Below are 20,890 nucleotides of genomic sequence, written 5' to 3'. Positions count from 1 at the left end.
CATCGTGTAGATAAACTCAGCCACCAGCACTCCTCGTTTTGAATCCCGTCCATGCAGGTCAGCCCATACGGCGACCCGCTACGCGAGTGCCAGCCTACCGGCCCCGTCCCGCACTGGTCCCGCACCGCCAGCGGACAACAGGGCGACAGCATCGACAGCCTTCCGCGCTCGGTCGTCATCTCCGGGCCACAGATGCGCGTACACCTCGAGCGTGATCGCCGGGGATGCGTGGCCCAGATACTCGGCAACCATCGTCACCGACGCACCGGCTGCGATCAGGGTGGAGGCGTAGAAGTGCCGAAGGCTCTTGAATGTCACGTGTGAATCCAGGCCGAGGTGCTCACGCAAGCGCAGGAAGGCGTTCGATGTCGTCCCTGCGGTCCACATCAGGCCACGGGCGGACCGGAATACGCTCTCGGACTGGTCGCCAACGGGGAACTCACGCAACTCCTCGGACAGCAGGTCAAGAACATCGTTGCCAAACGGCACGACTCGGCGCGACGCCCTGGTCTTGAGCGGCCGGCGCCCATCCGTCGCCAATAAGCCAGCCTGCTCAAGTACCGCAACTTCGCGTCGGAGGAAGTCGACAGATCGCACCCGCAACCCGGCGAGCTCGCCAGGCCGGAGGCCAGTGCCCGCGGCGGTGAGGATCATCCGCGCCAGGGTTGGCGATGCCCGGACCCCCTTGCCCGGCTTCGCGCCCTTAATCCCATCGCGGGCCGCTTCTGCGAGCGCCCGGACTTCACCGACGGTGACGAGCTCGGATCGAGAGATGCTCTGTGGGGGCTTCGGCGGCCGGGGGATCCGCGGAGTCTTGGCGATCATCCCCTCTTCGACGGCTAGATGAAGCGCTCCCGAGAGCTGGGCACACAGAGTGCGGATAGTGCTGACAGTCACTGGCCGGTTCTCTGCCCACGGCCGACCGGCGCCCAGCTCTGACACCCACTCATTGATGTGTGGCGTACGGAGTTGCGCTACGGGAATTCCATCCAGCCTGCCGAGCTGCTGCGTGAGGTAGTGACGGTTCGCCCGGGTCCCCTCCTTGCCGGCGAGCTTCTCCCACCTCTGGGCGACCTCCCCGACCGTAACTCGCCCCATGTCTGGGTCGATCCACTCGCCGCGCCGCATCTCCTGCTCGCGATCGCCAACCCAGTCCTTGGCGGCACCCTTGGTGTCGAAGGTCTTCGAGCGCTCCTTGCCGTCCGGACCGCGGTAGCGGCCGACCCAGCGGATTTGCCCGCCACGCTCACGCTTCTGGACGGTCAAGATTTCATCCCCTTTGTCTCGATCCAGTAACCCAACCGACTGTTTGCTCTACGGTGTCGGTGACAAGGCTTACAGTGTCCGAACGATTCGCACATACGTTCGAAGGGGCCATTAATGCACACCACTCCCTCAGCCGATGACATCCCGATTGAGTCGACCGGCATCACCGCGACCGAACTCCTCCTTCGTGCGCTCGAACTTGGCATCCGTGTTTCACAGCTGCTTACCCTCTAGCGAGTCCTGAACGGCCTGAAGTAGCCCGGCCGCAGTGACGCCAAGCACTGAAGCGATAGCCATTAGCTCAGTGATCTCGACATCGCGTTCGCCCGCTTCGATCCGCCCCAGGGTTGCGCGACTAAAGCCCGCGCGCTCGCGCAGCTCGGCCTGGCTCATCCCCCGACGTCCACGCAAAGCTCGAATCTCGCCGGCGATCGCCGCGCGTACTTCGTCAGCTTTAAACGTACGTCCATCCGTATCCATACGGAGCACTTTAGCTCAGACCTGAGGCTACGCGAAAAGAAACTTACGGGTCCGTTACTGAATCGATACAGATGACACGGCTGTAATTTCGCGTTGCGGAGGACTCAGTTCTGAGGCATAGTTCTCGATATGAAAGCCGACTCGCCAGATCTGAGTTGCGGAAAGGACATCGACCTCCGCATCTCCAACCACGTCAGACTCCAGCTCCGGATCGCAGATATTCCACAGGTAGAGGTGCAGCGCGCACTCGGCCATTCCAGATCCACATCGCGCAGGCGACTCCACGGAGAACGCCCGATCACAGGGTCGGACCTAGTGCGGATCGCTCGCCTCACTGGCACGACCGTCACCAACCTCTTCCCTGAAGAGCTCCGCGCCTAGGAGCACTCGGCCTACTTCTGGCCACCGCACCAAATCTCCACGCCACGCCAACACGTGGCGCGTCCTTTCACACCTTCATAGCGTGATTCAGCCTGGTGAGCGCGACAGCTCATACACCTGCCATTGGTTTCAAAGGTGCCCAACTTGCCGTATTCCATGCGGCGGAGGCAACGCTGCCGACCGATGCCACCAGGCCCATTCCCGCCCACTCGTTCATGGGGCGGATGAGAAGCGAAGGCCGCCAACAGGTACCAGCTGCCGGCGGCCGATGTCCAACCAATGCGAAAGGAGGTAGACGTGAACCACTCTACCGAACTCGTTCCATTCACCTACGAGAGCGAGCGCGTGCGCGTGCTCGACATCGACGGCGAGCCTTGGTTCGTCGCGTCCGATCTACTCGCACTACTCGGCCTCAGCCGCTCGTCGCTCGCCAGTCTCGACGAGGACGAGAAGGGCGTACACAGTCTGAACACCCTTGGCGGGCAGCAACTCGGCACCATCATCAACGAGCCGGGCATGTACTCGCTCATCCTCCGTAGCCGGAAGGCGGAGGCGAAGGCGATCAAGCGGTGGCTCACCCACGACGTCCTACCCGCCATCCGGCAGACCGGTAGCTACGGCGCCGTGCCGGCGCTCACCGGGCCCGAGCTCCTCGCCCGGGCCGTGCTCGAGGCGGCCGACACGATCAAGAAGCTCGACGCCAAGGTCGCTGAACTCGCGCCCAAGGCCGAGCTCGCAGACGCCTACCTCACAGCCGACGCAGGCAGTCGACTTGTCGGTGAGGCCGCGAAGATCCTCGGCATGAAGGAGAAGGAGCTCCGGGCCTTCCTCCTCGCTGAGAAGCTGATCTTCATTCGTCACGCAGCGTGCGGCAACGTGCAGTACGACTACTACGCAGAGTTCGCGCTGCACTTCGAGGCGCGCGAGACGGTCGTCAATCACACGTGGGGCTCGTGCAACCACTACACGCTCCGCATCACACCTCGCGGAATCGACCTGATCCGCAAGCGGATCCGGCGAGCGGAGGCGGCATGACTACCTCGGCGCTTCGCCCAGCGCTCACTGCGGTCGACATCGGCGAGCGGCTGTCGCTGAACCGCACCTCGGTCTACCGGCTGTTCAGCCGCAAGAACCACCCACTCCCCCATGTTCGCACTGGCGACACGGGCGTCCGTGTTCAGGCGGACACCTTCGAGCGCTGGCTCCGCGAAGAGGAGCAGATGAGCGTCGGGGCAACGACTTCACGGAGGCGAGCATGACCACCACTGACGCCCAGGTCCAGGCCGCGAAGCTCGCCTACCACCGCGCTGCCGCCGACGTGCACCTCGCGAAGGCCCGCAAGATCGAGGCCGACATGAAGGCCGCGCAGGACGTGCGCGACCTCGCACTGCGCCGCAGCCTGAAGGCCACCTAGACCCCGGCGGTGACGGACCCGCCCACACCGTGTGTGGAGCTCCTGTTACGCGGCCCAGATGACCGCGCCCCGTCACCGCCGGCCACCAACTTCCCGACGCGAGACCCCCGGGTCATCGCGCGACCGACTACACACTTTTGGAGCCTGAGATGAAGCTCTTCAATCGAACTCGCCCGGTCACTCCGGTCGACGTCCTGGCGCCCGTCGCGCCGTCCGACACCCCGATCTTCGCGCGCCTCGCGGCCGAGTCGCCGCTGCCGACGTGGGACGACGCCGAGGCGGTGGCGGCATGAGCGCCATCGAACAGAGCGGGGAGCTCGCGCAAGCCATCGCCGCGCACGCCGTCGAATGCATCGGACCGAACGGAACCGTCCTGCAGGTCCACGAAGAGGACGCGTCACTAGTGCGGGCCACATTCATCGCCAGGCTTGCCGAGGCGGCTACCAAGATCGCGAACGGGGAGCCCCTATGACCCACACCGGCACATACGACTTCGCACCCGAGACGGCGCAGCTGGACGACCAGATCATCGCGACTGTCGACGAGTTCCGCCGCGAATGCCGCTGCGGGCAGTGGGATCGCACCGTCGCCCTCTTCTGGGCGGTCACTCTCGGCGTCACCATCGGCACCACCTCTTGGTGGGGATTGGTCGGTGCAGCATGACCGACCCGATCGCCAGCCTCCGCTACACCAACCCGACCGACCCGGCGCTGTTCGACCCGCTCGCCGATCCGGCTGACGCGTGGGACCGCGCACGGGACGCGCACATCGACCGACAGATTGAGGTGACCCAATGATCGTGTGGGACTGCATGACCTGCAGCTCGGTGCGGATGGCGCCGTGCGGGTCCGCCTGCATCGAGAGCGGGCACCACAGCCTGCAGGACTTCCGCAAGGTTCGCATCGAGCAGGAGAAGCAACGCATCGAGCAGGCCAGGGCCGACCGCGAGGCTGACCCGTTCCACCAGCTCGCGAACGCCATCGAGCGAGGTGCGTCATGACCCGAAAAACCCGCGTCATCGTGGACGCCTCGCAGATCTGGTTCCTGGCCCCCGGTGCCCGCTTCCGTGAGCTCGGTGCACTCGGCCGGACGTTCACCGTCGGCGCCCGAGAGGGCCAGCTCTGGCTCGGCGAGACGCCCTGCCGGGTTGAGGCCGTCGAGTTGCCGGTGGTGATCGCGTGATCGACATCCGCGACGGATTCACCCAACTAACCGCGATCGGCACACTCGCCGGCTGGCCCCGCAGCGGTCGCGTCGTGCGCCTTCAACTGGCCGACGACCGAACCGAACTCGCAATCGAACTCACCGGGGACCAGCTGCAGCAGATCGCAGCGCTCCTCGACGACCCCAAGGACGACGAATGAGCAGCCCAACCCTGACCGAACTCCCAAGCCTCGTGCAAGGCACGGACGAGTGGCACGACCAACGCCGAGGAATCGTCACAGCATCAGTCGTCGGCAACCTCATCGCGACCCGATCGTTGTCGGCAATCGACTACGACTGCCCTTCCTGTGACGCGCAGGCCAATGACCCGTGCCGCAGCAAGGTGAAGGCTGGCGCGACGATCAAGACGCTGCACTCGGAGCGCGCCGAGGTCGCACGTCGCAGTCGCTCGAGCATCGTGTTCGAGACTGCCAGCAACGACACATCCCGCAGCGTCACAGCGCTTCTCGTGGCGGAACGCATCACCAACTGGACCGATCCGACCTACATCAGCGACGACATGCTGCGTGGCATCGAGGACGAGCCCCGGGCCCGCGACATCTACGCCGAACACTTCGCGCCCGTCCGGGAAACCGGGATCATGATCCGCGACGACAACGGCGTCCGGATCGGGTACTCACCCGACGGTCTGGTCGGCGATGACGGACTGATCGAGGTCAAGTCACGCCGGCAGAAGAAGCAGGTCGAAACTGTCATCTCCGGTCACCCGCCGGCCGAGAACATGGCGCAGTTGCAGTGCGGGCTACTGGTGTCCGGTCGCAAGTGGATCGACTACATCAGCTACTCCGGCGGCATGCACCTGTGGGTCAAGCGCGTCTACCCGGATCAACGCTGGTTCGACGCCATCACCGCCGCGGTCCACGCCTTCGAGGAGAACGCCGCCGAGATGATCCGCCTCTACGAAGAGTCGGTCGTCGGACTTCCCCTCACTGAACGAATCATCGAAATGGAAATGGTGGTCTGACGATGGACGTCAAGACAGCGCGCGCCGCAATCGAGGCCATCCTTGCCTCGATCCCGGACGAAGAGCTACCCGAGTTCGATCGAGTCGAGTACGGCCAGGACGGGATGCCGACCGTCTGGTGGGGCGGCCGAGGCTGCTGCCTTGGAAGCGCCAAGAGCGGGGGGAAGCGCGACCCGCTGGTCTATCGCTCGAGGGGTTCCTGGGACGCCATTGAAGCCGAGATGACCTACCGCGCAGACAAGCGACTTCACGACAACGGCGACAATCCCCGAGGGATCCGCCTTGCAGGGAAGGAATCCTGACGATGGATCTCACAGAATCGATCGCGCCAAGGTCCGATCAGCTCAACGCAGAGGACCTCCTCAGTGGCCCGCGCACCGTCACCGTCGAGAAGGTCACCAAGGGCTCGGCCGAGCAGCCGGTCAACGTCCATCTCGTCGAGTTCCCTGGCAGGCCGTTCCGCCCCAGCAAGACGGTGCGGCGCATCCTCGTCGCGGCATGGGGCGCGGAGGCGTCGGCCTATGTGGGCAGAAGGATGTCCCTGTACCGCGACCCCGCGGTGAGGTTCGGCGGCCAGGACGTCGGCGGGATACGCGTCAGTCATCTGTCCCACATCGACAAGCGCCTCACCCTGGCACTCACCGTCACCCGAGGGAAGCGCGCGCCGTACATCGTGGAGCCAATGCCTGCTGCGCCGCAGGGTGACTCGAAGCCCGAGGTGCAGGTCGACGCCGACTCGCTGCTTGCGGCCGTCGAGAAGGCACCGGACGTCGAGTCCCTGCGTGAGATGTGGAAGCAGGCCGCCGCGCTCGCCGAGGACGAGTGCGCCACCGTCCGCGCGGTGATCGAGGGCCGTCTCGCCGATCTGCAGGCCGGTGATCCCCAGTGACCGCCTGGCGAGACCGGGCAGCGTGCCTCGATCACGACCCGGAACTCTGGTTCGCAGACTCGCGCCGGCCACTCGACCGCGAGCGCGCCAAGCAGATCTGCCTCAGCTGCCCCGTCATCGCCCAGTGCGGACAGTGGGCCACTGAATCGGGTCAGCAGCACGGCATCTGGGCGGCCACTGACCGCACGCCGCCGGCGTCCCCCGACACTCACTGCAAGAACGGGCACGAGTGGACCGAGGCGACGACGTACTGGAACCGGCAGCCCGGCAACCGGAAGCCGACACGAACCTGCCGAATGTGCCGCCTGGAAAACGACCGGGAGCGGCGAATCGAACGTGCAGGCCGCGTCACAGAGCTTGCCCGCCTGGGGCTGTCGAACTCAGAGATCGCCGACCGGCTCCGCATCTCCATGCGGCACGTCAACCGATTGAAGGCCTCCGCATGACCCGCGCCCAGCTCTCCGCCTTCGCCCTCGCCGTCGGTGTCACGGCGGCGGGGGTGGCGGTGGCAATCACCCTGGCCGCCGGCGAGATCGTCGCGGCCGCAGACCCGAGGCGGTGGAGATCTGATGCGTGACCGCTGGATGGACCCCGAACTGATCGCCGCCAAGCACGCACCGCACGTCTTCCAGCCCCGCACCAACCTCCCCGACCCGTGGGGATGGCCCGCACGCGGCATCCCCAACCCCGACAAGGAGACCCGCAATGCCTGACTACGATTCCGAAATCGAGTCACGCCTCAACATCGCCAAGGCTGAGCTCGCAGAGGCGCGAACTGAACTGGCCGAGAACGTGGGTGTGATGAACGCACTCCGCAGGCAGCGCGACGAAGCTGAAGCGGCCATCGAACGCGTGCAGGCTCTGGCCGAGCGATTCGAGAACCATGTCGGCCTGATGTCCGGCGAACCTGATCCGGTCGCCCGCGCCTTCGCTATCGAGGTCCGTGCCGCGCTGGCGGGTGAGCGATGACCGACACGATCACTGTCACGTTCGACCGCATCGGACGCATGAAGAACCCTCCCGCACTGCAGATCCCGTTCGCCGACGTCGCGATGCCCGAGGCCGACGACTTCGACGCCCTGTGGCCCGGCGACCGCACCAACTGGCAGGTCGTGGTCGAGCTGATCGACGACCACGTCCGCCCGATGATCCGCTCGAGCTACCCGGAGATCACGCTGACCGGCGACCTCGCCCGCATCCACGGCTGGATCGTCGTCGGCATGTGCGGCAACGGCGGCACCTTCACCATCACCCACCCGGACCAGGAGAACGCTCGATGACCGACACGATCAACACGTACGGCGACCCGCGAGCCGATGCACCACACGAGTGGCAGCGGCCGGCGTTCACGGCGGATGAGTACCGCACCGCAGCGAAGGTGAACGCCCGGATGGGGTGGTCGATGACGGCCGAGCGTCTCGAGAGGGAGGCCGCCCGTTTGGAGGCTGAGTCTGCCCGCGACGAGTACGTAGAGACGCTCGTGCGGGTGGACTACGAGGCGGCGCGGATCCGTGGTGAGCAGGCCGGGCAGTCGTGGACTCCGTGGGATGAACTACCGGATCTCCAGGCGGAGATCATGATCGCCGGCCTCCGCGCTGTCCTGGCTCGGCTTGCGGCTGATGGGCGTCTACTCCCCGAAGGCGGGACGGTACTCACAGCCGAGCAGTGGACCGACGTTCGGATCGCTTGCGGCGCGGACGATGTGAAGCCATCCGAGTTCGTCAAGGCTGAGGGTCGGCTGCGGCGCTTGGCCTATGGAGCGCCGCCGAAGGGTGCATCGGAAGACTGCTGGGTGAATCACGGCTGCGACGGAACGGCGTGCGACCTCATGCACGGCGACACCCCGCCTGCTGTGTCTGTCCCGGACAGCGGGCCGGATGGCACACCGGAGAAGCCCTGGGAGGCATGGCAGGACGTACCGGAGGGGGTTCGCGTACGCACCCCCGGCGGTTACGCCAAGGCTGACTTCGCGAAGCGAGACGGGCGAGTCGTTCACTACGACCGACCATCGGATGCCGAGTGCTGCGTGGGGGACTTCATCGCAAGCGAGCTGGTGCCCCCGTTTGTGCGTGTGGACGGAGACAAGAAGGAGGGCAACGCATGAGCAACATCGAGGGCATCGAAACCACCACAACCGTCGACGTGAACTGGTGGGAGCTGGGCCAGTGGCTCGCCAAGTCGGACTCGGACGCTCAGGCCGCGTTCCTCGACGGACTCGCCGAAGGACTCGTCAGCGGCTTGAGCGTCACGGAATACGCCAGACAAGTCCAATGGATCGCCACATCGGGCACCGGCGAGGACCACCAGGGACTCGTGTACGACTTCTGCACCGATCTGGTGCGCGCCATCGACCCCATGGACGGAGACAGGGCATGAACGGCGCACAGACGTTCCGCAAGAGAGTCGCAGATGTCGCCGCTATCCAGTGGACTGGCGACAACCCGTACGCCGTGCGCGCATTCACTGGCATTCACAAAGTTGAACCCTCCGGAAACCATCACGTGTTCACCGTCCAATCAGGGCACGGCGAACTGTACGTCGAAGCGGACAACGTGTGGCGAGACATCGAGATCGGCGACTGGATCGTCAGGGGTTCCCGCGGCTTCTTCCCCTGCAGGCCGGACATTTTCGCCCAGACGTACGAAGAGGTCGAGGGAGGCCGGTCGTGAGCACGGAACAGCAAATAGACACAAATGTGCACTCAAATGTGCAATCGGTGAGCACCGCGGAACAGATCATCGCCGAGGCCCTGGGCGACAAGATCATGCACACCAACGGATCCGGCGACCGCAACCGGGCCTACGCCGCGCATGTGGTGGCTGCACTCACCAACGCCGGCCACGTGATCGTCGAGCTGCCCGAAGGTATCCCGGACGACGACTGGCAGGTGTGGTTCGACGAGTTCGACGTCCGCGTCGACTGCACCGGGACGAGCCTGCCGTACGACGTGTGGGTCGGTGGCCGATCGCGCGCCGCAGCTGGGCTCGAGCATCTGGCGGCCGAGTACCTGGCTGCTGCTCGTGTGGCGGAGGGCGGTAAGCGATGAGCCTCGGCGAAGACCAGTTCGGAACCACTGAACCGAACGAGTGGATGCGGGAGCGGTACGGATTCCTGTTTCCCGAGCGTGTTCCGTCGGTTGAACAGCCAAGGGCTGATTGCGCGTTCGCACACCTGCATCTGATTCAGCAGGAGCTATGCGAGGGCTGCGGCTGGGACGGGCGTGTCGCGGAGGGCGGTGACCGACGTGGCTGACATCGACCTGGCCCGGCAAGAAGCCGCCCGACACGGACTCTCCCAGGCCGTCGCCGACGAGCTCCACGCGCGGGGCTGGGTGGCGCACGAGCGCGGTGTCTGGGCTGACCTCGCGACCCGCGCTGGTGAACGGAACCGACTGCGCGCCAGCCTCACCCGACTCGCTGGGCAGTGGGAACGAGAATCCCGCGCAGGCGGCCAGTACGCGGAGATCCGCCGACAGCACGCCGCGGCACTCCGGGCGCTCGCGGAGGGCGGTGACCAGCCGTGAGTGACGCCGACACCATCGCCCGCGTCCAAGCTCTCGCCGACTACTGGCGTGAACGCGACGGGGAGGCAGCGAAGTTCGGGCAATGCCTCGCCGAGACGCTGGAGGGAGTAACACCATGACGCCGACTTGGACCGATCTCTTCAGTGGCGCCGGCGGCAGCTCGGAAGGGCTCACGCAGGCCGGGCATCACGTGATGGTGGCTGCGAACCATTGGCCGACTGCGATCGCCACCCATGAGAAGAACCACCCCGACACCGAACACCGCATCGCGAACCTATCCGAGGTCGACTGGCGTTCGTTTCCGACGACGTTCGGCCTGTGGGCATCACCATCCTGCGTATGGCACGCACGATCTGGCGGCCGGAAGCAGCCGCCGGCGGAGCTGGAGCGACTGCGCGCCGACGCTGGAAGTGTGGACCGGGCAACTGCGTTCGCCGTGATCGCCGCGGCCGAGGTGCACCAGTACGAGGCGGTGATCGTCGAGAACGTGCCCGAGTTCCAGGCGTGGTCGCTGTACCCGTGGTGGCTCGATGGAATGCGGGCTCTCGGCTACCGCGAGCAGATCGCGATCATCGACGCGGCAGACCTTGGGGCAGCGCAGCGCCGCGTCCGGTACTTCGCAGTGTTCACCAGGCACGGCGCCGTCGACCTCACGCTGCCCGGGCTGGCGCCGAAACCCGCGTCGACGATCCTCGACGAGAACCCGGGCAAGCCCGTCACCCGGCGCCTGTACGTCGCCGACCAGCTCGAGCAGATCGCCGAGCGCGGCGTGCCGCACCTGGTCACGTACCGGCGCAACGCAAAGGCCCGCCGCGCGGACCAGTATCCACTCGCCACAATCACCGCCGGCGGCAACCACCATGGCGTCGCGACGCTCACGGAGGACGGCTACCGCTTCCGGATGCTCACAAACCGCGAATGCGCGCGCGGGCAGGGCTTCCCGGACAGCTACGAGTTCCATGGGAAGACCGACGAGGTCAAGAAGCAGATCGGCAACGCCGTGTCGGTGGACGTAGCTCGCTGGCTCGGCACTCGTGTGGCCGCATCGCTCACGGTGGCCGCATGACCGCCCGCTGCCCCGCGAGCCTTGAGGCCCGGATTCCCGACACTGCCGGCTACCGGGATGCGGTGGTCGTCATCCAGTGCGGACGCGACCAAGGCCACCGTGGCGTACACCGCCACGCCGACGAAATCACCTGGACAGGAGATTCACCGTGAGTGACGCCGACACCATCGCCCGCGTCCAGGCCCTCGCCGACTACTGGCGTGAACGAGACGGGGACGCAGCGAAGTTCGGGCAATGCCTCGCCGAGACGCTGGAGGGGAAGGGCGCGACATGACCACCCGCTGCCCCGTCTGCTGGCGCACCGTCGCAAGCAACCCCGCCGGCCGCGTCTGGCGGCACAAAGACAAAGCCGGGCACCAGTGCCCGATGGGAGGCCAACAGCTTCCCGATGACGACTACAACGACGAAACGGAGGAGGTGGCGTAATGGGACTGCCCTGGTCGAGGTTCGACACGAACTTCCCGACCCACGACAAGGTGATCGAGCTCGTCGGAGCGAGCCCGAAAGGGAAAGCGGCCGGGTTCGTTTACGCCTGTTCGGTCGCTCACGCGGTCGGGAATGGCACCGACGGCATCATCAAGAAGGCCGCCCTGCCATTCGTCCACGGCACACCGGCCGACGCGAAACTGCTCGTCGCCGCTGGCCTCTGGGAGGTAGTCCCAAGCGTTGGCTACCGGATCAAGAACTACGGCACCCGGCAGGCCGTCGGCCTCGCTCAACAGGCACTTCACGAAACCCGGGCCGCCGCAGGCAGGAAGGGAGCACAAGTCACATGGGGAAGCTGAGCCGGTTTTGCCATATGGCAAACCGCATGGCAAACGGTATGGCAAACCTGAACCTGAAGTCGACCTCTGCCAAGCGATTTGACATTGGCACTAACGTACGTACGAACGGACGGACTTACGTAGATAACTACTTACGTGAGATTCCTTCTTACGATTCGTATCGCGCGCAGGGGGGTAGCGCGGATCCGACCGCATCGCAGCACTTTCCGAGTCGATCGCGCGAACGAATCCGGGTTATCCACAGGCCTCTGTCGGTGATTGCATGACCGCCAAGCGATGCAAGGACTGCGACCCGACGTCGAAGCGTCCGACTCCACATCCGGGCCCGCGCTGCACGACTCATCACCGCGCCTTCATCAAAGCCTCCAAGACAGCCGCACACGGCCGCAGGGTTACAACCACCTACGGAATCGGCCCTGAGGCCTACACGGCGATCCTGGGGGCCCAGAACGGGCGGTGCTACATCTGTCAGCGAGCCACGGGTGCAGCGAAACGCTTAGCCGTCGACCACGACCACGCCTGTTGCCCCGCCGGCGGGTCGTGCGGGAAGTGCGTGCGATCACTTTTGTGCCAACCCTGCAATCGGGGCGTGCTCGGGCATTTGCGCGATGACATCGAGGCGCTAAAGCGGGCGATCGCAGTCATCCGGGACCGGCCCGCGCAGGCCGTCCTCAACGCCCTAGACACCAAGGACCACGAATGAGCGAGAACGTGTACCCCGCCGCCGAAAGCCCATGCCTCGCGCACATCGAGGCAATCATCCAGAACGCAGATGCCGTGAAGCCGGAGGAGCGACGCCGCTTCACCGACATCCGAGAGATGCGCGCCGACATCGCTGCGCGATCCGAGCTGCGGGAGGCGCGAGCAGAGAACGCACGACTGCTCGACATGCTCAACCGCGCCAACGCTGCCGAGGCGAAGGCGCACGTAGCCATCGAACTCGTACGCGAGATGTGCCACGACACAGGCGCGTACCAGGCGGCTGCCCGCGGCGGACGCTTCTCCAGCGCCAGGGTCCTGGCGGTAGAGGTTCTCGCAGCCCTGGACGGTGAGCGATGAGGGATCACCTGTACATCTCCGCGGACGGGAGCGCCATCGCCGTACGCGACGGCGCGCAGATTGACGCCGCTGGCATGAGCCCCATCGAGATCGCCTCTGCGTTGAGCCACCTCGGAAAGCTCCCGAAGTCCAGGCTCATCGAATGGGGCCCGGATGGCCAACTCCGCTGCCGCATCTGCGGATACATCCAGGAGCGGCCATGACCCACCACTGCAACGACTGCGGACGACCCACCAGCGACGCCGTCGCATACCTGACCGCCTGGATCTGGTACTGCCACCGACACCACCCGAGGAGGAACTGATGACATCGCCACATGATCGACTGGGTGGCACCCGCAGCCGCCAGGAGGAACTCATGACCAACACCAACCCCATCGTCGGATACGTCGTCCTGGCGAAGCGGAAGCTGATCGGCGGATGCGACTACCAGGCCGTCGGCGCAATGTGGCCGACCCGGAATCGCATCGCCGAAACCTGCGCCGACCTGCAGGCCATCGCCGAGCGCAAGGGCTACGACATCGAGTACATCATCGGCGAGATCAGGGGGAGCGCATGACGGAGACCTTCACAGCGTGGACGTCCTGCCCTCACTGCAACGCGGTCGACTGTCACCGCCTTCGCGCTCCACGTGGATTCAGTGACGGGGATCCGGCGCACGCCCGGCAGAAGCGATTCGCAGAAATGTCGGGCTACACCTTCCGCCCCGCGCCGAAGCGGCTAATTCGCTGCGAGGAACAGGGGTTTGAAGTCATCCGAATGTGCACCGTCTGTGGACACGAGTGGGGGCAGATGTGACGGACCAGTTCTTCATGACCCGCGCCGACATGGAGGCGCTCGCCTCACTGCTGCGCGAGATCCCGGGGCTCGTCGAGGATCTGGCGATCACGTTGACGCGGCAGTCATGCGTCGGCATCGGCGGGGCTCAGGTCAGCTCAGGCAGTGACGAGCAGCCGCTGCCCTACGACTACGGCGCATCCCGCGCGCACGAGCTCCTGCACGGCGAGGTCGTCACGTGGGTCCGGCATGTGTGTGAGTACCGAGCGATGGCGTATGACGGCGGTCGATCCACGGCCGCAGCGGCGGTCTGGCTGGCCGACCGCGTGACCTCGCTCGCCATGACTCCTGGATGCGAGGGGGCGTACCCCGCGATCGCCAAGCTGTTCGAGGCGGCGCGGCGTTCAACCGATCTGCCCGCAGAGAAGCTGCCACCACCGCCAGACCCGGCCAAGGTGCAGGAGGCTCGAGCGCTCGAGCTGAACGCCCGTGGATGCGTCCAGGTGGCGAAGACTCTGGGTCCGGTACACGCGGGCCTGACGCAGCGGAGGATCAAGTACCTCACCGAGGCGGGGGTGCTTGTGCCGCTGCGGATCACCAAGGGCATGGACGGGGCGAGGCATCGGATCTACAACCTCGGCGCGGTGCTCGATGCGACCGCGAAGGACGACGACGGCGAACGAGTGGATGAGAGGATCGGCGCATGAGCGAGATTGTGGAGTTCCTGCGGGCGCGGCTCGATGAGGATGAGCGGGTGGCGCGCGCGGCAGTCATCCGCTACGGCCTCACGTGGTGGCGAACCGATGCGCCGGACGATGTCGACGAGTACGCCGACTGGCCTGGGTTCGTGTGCGGGGATCACCCGGCGCTTGCAGTCCTCGACCGCGACGACGACAACGATGGCCCGCACGCTGACCACATCGCCCGACATGATCCGGCCCGCGTGGCGCGGGAGGTGGCAGCCAAGCGGGCGATCCTGGCGCAGGAGGAAGAAGCTCGTGCGCACTACGACCACATCAAGTCGAGTGCTACGTATCCGGTCGAGACATCGATAGGTCACGTTGTTGCGCTTGCGACTGTGATCCGACATCTCGCCTCCGCGTATGCCGATCATCCTGACTACCGCGAGGATTGGCGGCCAGCCTGACCTGCATCGGCCGGGGTATGTGTTAAGCTAACGCCGCTAGGCGCGAGAGGTGAACGTACCGCTCGCGCCTTTGGTGTATCTGGGGGAAGATCCCGGATCGCCCTAACTCCCCGCCGTCCTCCGGGCCTGGCGGGGATTCTGCTTCCGGGACACCTTCAGTCGCTGCCGCTTCCCGGCGCGACCGGCCGCCAACGCGGCAGTCCCGGCCACCCCGCGAGTCGCTCAGCCAGCGCCCGGGGATACCGCGCCCCACCGATCAACCTCCCCCGAGGATCGGTGGGGCGCGCAGACTTCCCGCCCGAGTCAACGTCACTCCGCCGCGGCAACCCGTACGCGGCGGGAGCGAAGCCGCACACCGATCCGCTGCCTTTGCCGGCAGTGGTGGTGCGGCTGCTCGGGTGGGTTCAACTTCAGGAGGTGGTCATGGCCAACGAGCGATCCACTCGCAGGCACAAGTCGCTGCGAGCTGACTTCAAGCTTCGGTGTGAGAGCCAGGGCGCGAACTGTCACCTCTGCGGGCAGCCGATCGACTACACGCTCCCCAGTAGCCACCTCGACGCCTTCCAGCTCGACCACCTCCACCCAGTCAAGACGCACCCTCAGCTAGTCGACGACCCCGCCAACTTCAGGGCCTCGCACGCAAGCTGCAACGCCTCCCGGGGGGCAGATGCCGTCACCTCAGTCCTGGGGACGCTCAGCGAGCAGTGGTGACCCCCTAGGGGCCTCAGGATCACGGCAACCCCCACGGGGCGGACCACTCCACCGGCGCGCTGGTTCTCTCCCTCCTGAGGTCGGAGGGGGGTCACGCGCGCGGTAACCCAGTATCGGAGGTCTGATCATGGCGAGAAAGACGCTCCTTTCGGAGGTCAACGCGTCGGTCCGCGCCGCCGATCACCTGCAGGACGCCGCCCAGTATCGGGGCGCGATCGAGCAGGCCCGAATGCTGGCGCGTGTTATCGATGACGCTGTGGAGTTGGGCACGGAGGCCGCGACGAAGGCGACCTTCGGCCCGGTGCCGACGCTGCACAAGGTGCTTACTGGTCTCGGCCTCACGCCGGAGGGGGCGGCGAAGTTGAACCTGCAGGCCGAGCCTGAAGGTGACGAGCTGGACGCGATACTCAATGCCCGCCCTGCGCTCAAGTCTGTCTGACCTCAAGGGCTGCACCGAACCTCGACTGTTCACCCCTCCGCTCCGCGAGCTGACGCCGCAGACGAGCGCGGGTTTCGAGTGCATCCGATTCGCTGAATCCGTTCTGCGGATGACGCTCTTGCCGTGGCAGCAATGGTTCCTCATCCACGCGCTCGAGCTCAATGAGGACGGCACGTTCCGCTTCAAGCGCGTCATGCTGCTCGTCAGCCGGCAGAACGGGAAGACGACGCTGATCAAGGCGCTGATCCTGTGGCGCCTGTTTGTCGACGGCGCTCGCACGGTGATCGGCGCGGCCCAGTCCCTCGGTGACGCTGAGGACGTCTGGGAGGACGTGGTCACGCAGGCCGAGAACGTTCCGGCACTCCGGAAGCGGATGCACAAGCCTAAGCGCGTGAATGGCGCGAAGGCTATGCGCCTGCGCTCGGGTGGCCGGTACATCGTCGAGACGCTCGAGCGCGATGCGGGCCGAGGCAAGACGGCCGACCTGCTGTTCCTCGACGAGCTGCGCGAGCACAAGTCTTGGGACGCGTGGAACGCTCTGTCGTCGACGACGCTCGTGCCGCCGCGCGCGCAGACTGTGTGCGCATCGAATGCCGGCGACGTTCACTCCGTTGTGCTTCGCGACCTCCGTGGCCGCGCCAAGACGGCGATCGACACCCGCATGACCGACGAGGTCACCCTCGGCCTGTTCGAGTGGTCGGCACCCGATGGGTGCGACATCGACGACTGGTCAGCTCGCGCGCAGGCGAACCCATCGCTCGGGTACACGCTGACTCCCGCCGCACTACAGGCGGACCGGGAGACGAAGACTGAGAACGGGTTCCGTACGGAGAACCTCTGCCAAGAGGTGGAGCAGATCCAGACCGGCATTATCGACGCTGCAGACTGGTCGGCGCTACGTGACGGCCGTTCGCGGCGCGCCCCTGGCGCGCGCATCGGCGTAGCTGTCGACGTGTCATGGGATCGGTCACGCGCGCATATCGGCATCGCCGTCGAACGCGAGGATGGCATCGAGCATGTCGAGGTCATCGCATCCCGCGCTGGCACGGCCTGGGTGATCCCCTGGCTGGTCGAGCGATTCGATGCCGAGGGCGGCTGGTTCGACGGCCGCGTCGCTATCCAGGAGCGCGGCGCCCCAGTGTCGAGCCTGGCTGATGGGATGACCGAATCGGGCCTGACTGTCGTGCCCTGCGGCGGCGCTGAGCTCTCGAAGTCTGCAGGACTGTTCTACGACCGCATCCGCCAGCAGACGGTCCGGCACCTTGGCCAACCGGTGCTGGATGAGGCGGCCCGCGCCGCACGGGCCCGCAGCGCAGGCGATGCGTGGTTCTTCGACCGGAAGGGCTCACCCTCGGACGTCGCACCACTGATCGCGGTATCCGAAGCGTCCTGGCTGCTCAGGCAGGCCATCGAGGTGCCGAGAGTTTCGGCCTACGAGACAACCGACTTCATCATGCTCTAGGAGGCAAACCATGGGGCTTGCGTCCTTCTTTGGATTCGGCGCCAAGGCGCCGGCGGGCGAGAGCCCGGGATCCGCGCCCGCGGTCGTCGTCAACCTTGACGGCCTGCGTGGGCAGACGGTCGAGAAGCTTTGGCGCGACCAGCCGAACCTTCGAACGGTCGTCGGCTTCTTGGCGCGCAACGTCTCCCAGCTCGGCCTGCACGTGTTCGAGGCATCCGAGGATGGCAATCACGCGCGCACTCGAGAGGGTGCACTAGCGGATCTGTTCCGGAAGCCGAACCCCGAGCAGACCTGCACCGAGCTCGTGTACGACCTGGTCGCCACGCTCGCCTTGTATGACATCGCGTACTGGTTTGTCGCACCCGATGCGAAGTCTGAGAGCGGCTGGATCATTCGACCCATCCGTCCGACCTGGATCACGGACGCCAAGACCGACGGCGCCTTCGCGATCCTGCACTACGAGATCTCACTCCCTGAGGTCTCCGAGACCCTCATCATTCCCGCCGAAGACATGCTCGTCTTCCATGGCTGGAACCCGGAAGACACCCGCATCGGCAGCTCGCCAGTCTCCGCACTCAAGGCGATTCTGGGCGAGCAGATCTCGGCGCAGACCTACCGCAAGCAGCGGTGGGATAACGGCGGCCGGGTCGACGCGTTCATCACCCGACCTGCCAGTGCGCCGGAGTGGTCGCCGGAAGCGAAGGAGAAGTGGGTCAAGCAGTACCGCGACACCTACTCCGGAAACTCGGGACGAGGCGCCGGCGGAACCCCGTTCCTCGAGGACGGCATGGAGCTAAAGCGGCTCGGTTTCTCGTCGAAGGAAGACGAGTACATCGACTCCGCCAAACTCGCGCTGACCACCGTGGCGAGCGTCTATTACGTCAACCCAGTGATGGTCGGAATCCTCGACAACGCGAACTACTCCAACGTCAAGGAGTTCTCGCGGATGTTGTACTCCGACACCCTCGGCCCGACGCTGCGGATGATCCAGGATCGCATCAACACCTTCCTCGCGCCGCGCATTGACCCAGGCCGGATGGTCGAGTTCAACGTCAAGGAAAAGATGAAGGGATCCTTCGAGGAGGAGGCCGCATCTCTGCAGGCCGCTACCGGTCGTCCGTGGATGACGGCTGATGAAGCGCGCGCGACTCAGAACATGCCCGCACTGGGCGGCGATGCCGCCCTGCTGACGTCGAACCTGAACCAGGTTGCCGACAACCCGAATGCACCGACCACCGTGCCTGATGATGGCGGGGAAGGATGACCGTGAACATCAAGGACTTCCGCGTCCGCGTCAAGGCTGCCGAATCCGATGGCCTCGGCGAGGGCGAGTTCATCGGATACGCCAGCGTGTTCGGCAATGTCGACTCGTACGGCGAGGTGGTCGCCAAGGGCGCCTTCGCCAACAGCCTCAAGGCGTGGAGCGAATCCGGCGGCGTGCTCCCGATCCTCTGGGGTCACAACATGTCCGACCCTGACTACAACGTCGGCGGCGTCCTGTCGGCAGAGGAGGACGATCGCGGCCTGAAGATTCACGGCCGCCTCGACCTCGATTCGCCGAAGGGCGCTCAGGTGTACCGCCTACTCAAGGGCGGCCGCGTCGGGCAGATGTCGTTCGCGTTCGACGTAGTCGAGTCACACAACGTCAAGGCCGGCGACGACATGCCCGACCATGTCTCGCTCGACGAGATCAAGCTCTACGAGGTGTCCGTCGTGCCGATCGGCGCGAATCAGGAAACCGAGATCCTCGCCGTGAAGTCGGCTACCGACGCGCTGCGCGCGAAGGCCGGCCGCGTCATCTCGGCCAAGAACGAGAACACCATGCGCGACGTGATCGTGCAGCTGCGCACCGCAGCTGACGATCTCGAAGCGATCCTCCCCGACTCTGGGGACTCCGAAGACCAGGACCAGACCAGCGGTGGGGAACCGTCGACCGAGCAGCCCGGCAAGGCTGCGCCGGATCCGACCACGCCGAGCCCGTCCGTCTCCCTGGCAGCAATCGAACTTTCCCTACTCGAGCTACAGGAGCTCTCGTGAACCTGAAGGAAAAGCGCGCTGCCAAGCTGGCAGAGGCAAAGGCAATCGTCGACGGAGCCAAGGCGGCCAAGGCGGAGCTGACCGACGAACAGACCGCTGCCATCTCGACGCTCGTCGCCGAGGTGAAGACTCTCGATGAGTCCATCTCGAAGGCTGCTGACGCGGCCGAGATTCTCAGCACCCTCGATGGGCTGGCGGATGCCAGCGCCGAGGCCGGCGCCGGGGACGGCGAACCCGAAGGCGGCGAGCCCAAGGGCCGTCGAGCCCCCGTGAAGTCCCGCACCCTCGGTGAGCACTTCGTCAAGGAGGCCACCGACGCGCTCGCTCGAGCCAAGGGGCAGCGGTTCTCGATCACCTCCGCCGACTACAAGGCGGCCGCCGACACTCACGTCGTGACCGGTTGGGGCGCAGGAACTCCGCTGCTCACCGACTACGACAAGCAGGTCGTCCAGGCGTTCCGACCGAAGCTGACCATCGCCGACCTGCTCGGCAAGGGGCAGATCTCCGGCAATGCGATCAGCTACCTGGTCGAGGGCGCGCGTGAGGGTGGATTCGCCACCGTCGCCGAGGCCGGCGCCAAGCCGCAGATGCACTACGTCAACCCGACCGCGGTAGTCGACGCGCTGAAGAAGCTCGCGGGCTTCATCAAGCTGTCCGACGAGTTCATCGAAGACGCACCGTTCCTCAAGTCCGAGATCGACGGCCGGCTGCTCTATGACCTCGCCGCGTTCGAAGAGGCGCAGCTCCTCAACGGCAACGGCACCGGCCAGAACCTCACCGGCCTGTTGACTCGCTCGGGCATTCAGACCGAAGCCTCGACGACCGCTGCCGATCACGCCGACGCGGTCTTCCGGTCGATCACGAAGATCTCGACCGCCTCCGGCCTCAACGCCGACGGCATCGTCATCAACCCGATCGACTACCAGGCGTTCCGGCTGTCGAAGGACGCCAACGGTCAGTACTTCGGCGGCGGCTTCTTCGCCGGCCAGTACGGCAATGGCGGCGTCCCGATGGATCCGCCGCTGTGGGGCCTGCGCACGGTGGTCACCCCGGCCATCGCTGCCGGCACTGTGCTCGTCGGCGCGTTCTCGCAGGCGGCAACCCTGTACCGCAAGGGCGGCGTCCGCGTCGAGGCGACCAACTCTCACGACGACGACTTCACCAACAACCTGGTGACGATCCGCGCCGAGGAGCGCGTCGCACTCGCCGTCCGTCGCCCGCTGGGCCTGGTCAAGCTCACCCTCTCGAATAGCTGAAAGGTATCGCC

Annotated in this window: 40 protein-coding genes; 38 read left to right on the top strand and 2 right to left on the bottom strand. The window is 65.8% G+C overall.

The features are described from left to right. Positions 1-78: 78 nt before the first annotated feature. Complete coding sequence (locus tag DEU38_RS27125; protein ID WP_114724472.1) at positions 79-1,266, bottom strand: site-specific integrase; 1,188 nt, start codon at positions 1,264-1,266, stop codon at positions 79-81. 213 nt (positions 1,267-1,479) lie between these two features. Beyond that, the gene (locus DEU38_RS27120) at positions 1,480-1,746 is read right to left on the bottom strand and encodes a helix-turn-helix domain-containing protein (protein ID WP_114724471.1); all 267 of its coding nucleotides are present in this window, start codon (positions 1,744-1,746) and stop codon (positions 1,480-1,482) included. Between the two features lie 678 nt (positions 1,747-2,424). Here DEU38_RS27120 and DEU38_RS27115 point away from each other — a divergent pair. The 38 genes from DEU38_RS27115 to DEU38_RS26960 all read left to right on the top strand — a co-directional run bounded on the left by DEU38_RS27115 (position 2,425) and on the right by DEU38_RS26960 (position 20,879). After that, complete coding sequence (locus DEU38_RS27115) at positions 2,425-3,162, top strand: phage antirepressor KilAC domain-containing protein (RefSeq protein WP_258558184.1); 738 nt, start codon at positions 2,425-2,427, stop codon at positions 3,160-3,162. Further along, a complete protein-coding gene (locus DEU38_RS27110) occupies positions 3,159-3,386 on the top strand; it encodes a hypothetical protein (protein ID WP_114724470.1) in 228 nt (75 codons plus the stop codon). Before DEU38_RS27115 ends, DEU38_RS27110 begins: the two co-directional genes overlap by 4 nt. Further along, positions 3,383-3,541 (top strand): hypothetical protein, encoded by a 159-nt coding sequence (locus DEU38_RS28790; protein ID WP_181818973.1) that lies wholly within the window; start codon positions 3,383-3,385, stop codon positions 3,539-3,541. Before DEU38_RS27110 ends, DEU38_RS28790 begins: the two co-directional genes overlap by 4 nt. A 149-nt stretch (positions 3,542-3,690) precedes the next feature. Then, the gene (locus DEU38_RS28785; RefSeq protein ID WP_181818972.1) at positions 3,691-3,834 is read left to right on the top strand and encodes a hypothetical protein; all 144 of its coding nucleotides are present in this window, start codon (positions 3,691-3,693) and stop codon (positions 3,832-3,834) included. Beyond that, a complete protein-coding gene (locus DEU38_RS27105) occupies positions 3,831-4,013 on the top strand; it encodes a hypothetical protein (RefSeq protein WP_114724469.1) in 183 nt (60 codons plus the stop codon). Before DEU38_RS28785 ends, DEU38_RS27105 begins: the two co-directional genes overlap by 4 nt. Then, entirely contained in the window at positions 4,010-4,204 is a 195-nt protein-coding gene (locus tag DEU38_RS27100) for a hypothetical protein (RefSeq protein ID WP_114724468.1), read from the top strand. The genes DEU38_RS27105 and DEU38_RS27100 overlap by 4 nt, the downstream gene beginning before the upstream one ends. Continuing rightward, the gene (locus tag DEU38_RS28780; RefSeq protein ID WP_181818971.1) at positions 4,201-4,338 is read left to right on the top strand and encodes a hypothetical protein; all 138 of its coding nucleotides are present in this window, start codon (positions 4,201-4,203) and stop codon (positions 4,336-4,338) included. The genes DEU38_RS27100 and DEU38_RS28780 overlap by 4 nt, the downstream gene beginning before the upstream one ends. Then, positions 4,335-4,541 carry a hypothetical protein gene (locus DEU38_RS27095; RefSeq protein ID WP_114724467.1) on the top strand — a complete coding sequence of 69 codons (207 nt, stop codon included), beginning with the start codon at positions 4,335-4,337 and terminating at the stop codon, positions 4,539-4,541. Before DEU38_RS28780 ends, DEU38_RS27095 begins: the two co-directional genes overlap by 4 nt. Then, positions 4,538-4,723 carry a hypothetical protein gene (locus DEU38_RS27090; protein WP_114724466.1) on the top strand — a complete coding sequence of 62 codons (186 nt, stop codon included), beginning with the start codon at positions 4,538-4,540 and terminating at the stop codon, positions 4,721-4,723. The genes DEU38_RS27095 and DEU38_RS27090 overlap by 4 nt, the downstream gene beginning before the upstream one ends. Beyond that, positions 4,720-4,905, top strand: coding sequence for a hypothetical protein (locus DEU38_RS27085; RefSeq protein WP_114724465.1), 186 nt, complete (start codon positions 4,720-4,722; stop codon positions 4,903-4,905). The genes DEU38_RS27090 and DEU38_RS27085 overlap by 4 nt, the downstream gene beginning before the upstream one ends. Beyond that, the gene (locus DEU38_RS27080; protein ID WP_114724464.1) at positions 4,902-5,729 is read left to right on the top strand and encodes a YqaJ viral recombinase family protein; all 828 of its coding nucleotides are present in this window, start codon (positions 4,902-4,904) and stop codon (positions 5,727-5,729) included. The genes DEU38_RS27085 and DEU38_RS27080 overlap by 4 nt, the downstream gene beginning before the upstream one ends. 2 nt (positions 5,730-5,731) lie before the next feature. Continuing rightward, positions 5,732-6,031 (top strand): hypothetical protein, encoded by a 300-nt coding sequence (locus DEU38_RS27075; protein ID WP_114724463.1) that lies wholly within the window; start codon positions 5,732-5,734, stop codon positions 6,029-6,031. A 2-nt stretch (positions 6,032-6,033) separates the two neighbouring features. After that, on the top strand, positions 6,034-6,618 hold the full coding sequence (locus tag DEU38_RS27070) for a hypothetical protein (protein WP_181818970.1): 585 nt from the start codon (positions 6,034-6,036) through the stop codon (positions 6,616-6,618). Beyond that, the gene (locus tag DEU38_RS27065; protein ID WP_114724462.1) at positions 6,615-7,064 is read left to right on the top strand and encodes a WhiB family transcriptional regulator; all 450 of its coding nucleotides are present in this window, start codon (positions 6,615-6,617) and stop codon (positions 7,062-7,064) included. Before DEU38_RS27070 ends, DEU38_RS27065 begins: the two co-directional genes overlap by 4 nt. Continuing rightward, positions 7,061-7,195: a hypothetical protein gene (locus DEU38_RS29605; protein WP_258558183.1), complete on the top strand. Its 135-nt coding sequence runs from the start codon at positions 7,061-7,063 to the stop codon at positions 7,193-7,195. The genes DEU38_RS27065 and DEU38_RS29605 overlap by 4 nt, the downstream gene beginning before the upstream one ends. Next, complete coding sequence (locus DEU38_RS28775; protein ID WP_181818969.1) at positions 7,188-7,331, top strand: hypothetical protein; 144 nt, start codon at positions 7,188-7,190, stop codon at positions 7,329-7,331. Before DEU38_RS29605 ends, DEU38_RS28775 begins: the two co-directional genes overlap by 8 nt. Next, on the top strand, positions 7,324-7,587 hold the full coding sequence (locus tag DEU38_RS27060) for a hypothetical protein (RefSeq protein ID WP_114724461.1): 264 nt from the start codon (positions 7,324-7,326) through the stop codon (positions 7,585-7,587). The genes DEU38_RS28775 and DEU38_RS27060 overlap by 8 nt, the downstream gene beginning before the upstream one ends. Beyond that, complete coding sequence (locus tag DEU38_RS27055) at positions 7,584-7,898, top strand: hypothetical protein (protein WP_114724460.1); 315 nt, start codon at positions 7,584-7,586, stop codon at positions 7,896-7,898. Before DEU38_RS27060 ends, DEU38_RS27055 begins: the two co-directional genes overlap by 4 nt. Next, entirely contained in the window at positions 7,895-8,722 is an 828-nt protein-coding gene (locus tag DEU38_RS27050; protein WP_114724459.1) for a hypothetical protein, read from the top strand. The genes DEU38_RS27055 and DEU38_RS27050 overlap by 4 nt, the downstream gene beginning before the upstream one ends. Beyond that, a complete protein-coding gene (locus tag DEU38_RS27045; protein ID WP_114724458.1) occupies positions 8,719-8,994 on the top strand; it encodes a hypothetical protein in 276 nt (91 codons plus the stop codon). The genes DEU38_RS27050 and DEU38_RS27045 overlap by 4 nt, the downstream gene beginning before the upstream one ends. Then, positions 8,991-9,287: a hypothetical protein gene (locus DEU38_RS27040; protein WP_114724457.1), complete on the top strand. Its 297-nt coding sequence runs from the start codon at positions 8,991-8,993 to the stop codon at positions 9,285-9,287. Before DEU38_RS27045 ends, DEU38_RS27040 begins: the two co-directional genes overlap by 4 nt. A gap of 47 nt (positions 9,288-9,334) precedes the next feature. After that, positions 9,335-9,664, top strand: a complete 330-nt coding sequence (locus tag DEU38_RS27035) for a hypothetical protein (RefSeq protein WP_147283597.1) — start codon at positions 9,335-9,337, stop codon at positions 9,662-9,664. 198 nt (positions 9,665-9,862) lie between these two features. After that, positions 9,863-10,141 (top strand): hypothetical protein, encoded by a 279-nt coding sequence (locus DEU38_RS27030; protein ID WP_114724455.1) that lies wholly within the window; start codon positions 9,863-9,865, stop codon positions 10,139-10,141. Next, a complete protein-coding gene (locus tag DEU38_RS29600; RefSeq protein ID WP_258558182.1) occupies positions 10,138-10,260 on the top strand; it encodes a hypothetical protein in 123 nt (40 codons plus the stop codon). Before DEU38_RS27030 ends, DEU38_RS29600 begins: the two co-directional genes overlap by 4 nt. Beyond that, complete coding sequence (locus DEU38_RS27025; protein ID WP_258558181.1) at positions 10,257-11,207, top strand: DNA cytosine methyltransferase; 951 nt, start codon at positions 10,257-10,259, stop codon at positions 11,205-11,207. Before DEU38_RS29600 ends, DEU38_RS27025 begins: the two co-directional genes overlap by 4 nt. A 148-nt stretch (positions 11,208-11,355) precedes the next feature. Beyond that, positions 11,356-11,481, top strand: a complete 126-nt coding sequence (locus DEU38_RS29595) for a hypothetical protein (protein WP_258558180.1) — start codon at positions 11,356-11,358, stop codon at positions 11,479-11,481. A gap of 151 nt (positions 11,482-11,632) precedes the next feature. Then, positions 11,633-11,992 carry a hypothetical protein gene (locus DEU38_RS27020; RefSeq protein WP_114724453.1) on the top strand — a complete coding sequence of 120 codons (360 nt, stop codon included), beginning with the start codon at positions 11,633-11,635 and terminating at the stop codon, positions 11,990-11,992. A gap of 262 nt (positions 11,993-12,254) precedes the next feature. Next, a complete protein-coding gene (locus tag DEU38_RS27015; RefSeq protein WP_114724452.1) occupies positions 12,255-12,695 on the top strand; it encodes an endonuclease VII domain-containing protein in 441 nt (146 codons plus the stop codon). Further along, positions 12,692-13,051: a hypothetical protein gene (locus DEU38_RS27010; RefSeq protein WP_114724451.1), complete on the top strand. Its 360-nt coding sequence runs from the start codon at positions 12,692-12,694 to the stop codon at positions 13,049-13,051. The genes DEU38_RS27015 and DEU38_RS27010 overlap by 4 nt, the downstream gene beginning before the upstream one ends. A 303-nt stretch (positions 13,052-13,354) precedes the next feature. Then, positions 13,355-13,609: a hypothetical protein gene (locus DEU38_RS27000; RefSeq protein WP_147283596.1), complete on the top strand. Its 255-nt coding sequence runs from the start codon at positions 13,355-13,357 to the stop codon at positions 13,607-13,609. Between the two features lie 235 nt (positions 13,610-13,844). Beyond that, entirely contained in the window at positions 13,845-14,534 is a 690-nt protein-coding gene (locus DEU38_RS26995) for a hypothetical protein (protein WP_114724448.1), read from the top strand. Next, complete coding sequence (locus tag DEU38_RS26990; protein ID WP_114724447.1) at positions 14,531-14,974, top strand: DUF6221 family protein; 444 nt, start codon at positions 14,531-14,533, stop codon at positions 14,972-14,974. Before DEU38_RS26995 ends, DEU38_RS26990 begins: the two co-directional genes overlap by 4 nt. 423 nt (positions 14,975-15,397) lie before the next feature. Continuing rightward, the gene (locus DEU38_RS26985; protein WP_114724474.1) at positions 15,398-15,685 is read left to right on the top strand and encodes an HNH endonuclease; all 288 of its coding nucleotides are present in this window, start codon (positions 15,398-15,400) and stop codon (positions 15,683-15,685) included. Between the two features lie 127 nt (positions 15,686-15,812). Beyond that, a complete protein-coding gene (locus DEU38_RS26980) occupies positions 15,813-16,124 on the top strand; it encodes a hypothetical protein (RefSeq protein ID WP_114724446.1) in 312 nt (103 codons plus the stop codon). 109 nt (positions 16,125-16,233) lie between these two features. Next, positions 16,234-17,586 (top strand): terminase large subunit domain-containing protein, encoded by a 1,353-nt coding sequence (locus DEU38_RS26975; RefSeq protein WP_181818968.1) that lies wholly within the window; start codon positions 16,234-16,236, stop codon positions 17,584-17,586. A gap of 10 nt (positions 17,587-17,596) precedes the next feature. Then, on the top strand, positions 17,597-18,850 hold the full coding sequence (locus DEU38_RS26970) for a phage portal protein (protein WP_114724444.1): 1,254 nt from the start codon (positions 17,597-17,599) through the stop codon (positions 18,848-18,850). Positions 18,851-18,852: 2 nt separating this feature from the next. Then, the gene (locus DEU38_RS26965; protein ID WP_258558179.1) at positions 18,853-19,623 is read left to right on the top strand and encodes an HK97 family phage prohead protease; all 771 of its coding nucleotides are present in this window, start codon (positions 18,853-18,855) and stop codon (positions 19,621-19,623) included. Beyond that, the gene (locus DEU38_RS26960) at positions 19,620-20,879 is read left to right on the top strand and encodes a phage major capsid protein (RefSeq protein ID WP_114724442.1); all 1,260 of its coding nucleotides are present in this window, start codon (positions 19,620-19,622) and stop codon (positions 20,877-20,879) included. The genes DEU38_RS26965 and DEU38_RS26960 overlap by 4 nt, the downstream gene beginning before the upstream one ends. The last annotated feature ends 11 nt before the right edge of the window (positions 20,880-20,890 follow it).

It is taken from the genome of Rhodococcus sp. AG1013 (assembly GCF_003350365.1).
Lineage (GTDB): Bacteria > Actinomycetota > Actinomycetes > Mycobacteriales > Mycobacteriaceae > Prescottella.
The sequence above is the reverse complement of the archived record's forward strand: the minus strand, read 5'-3'. Positions and strand labels throughout refer to the sequence as shown.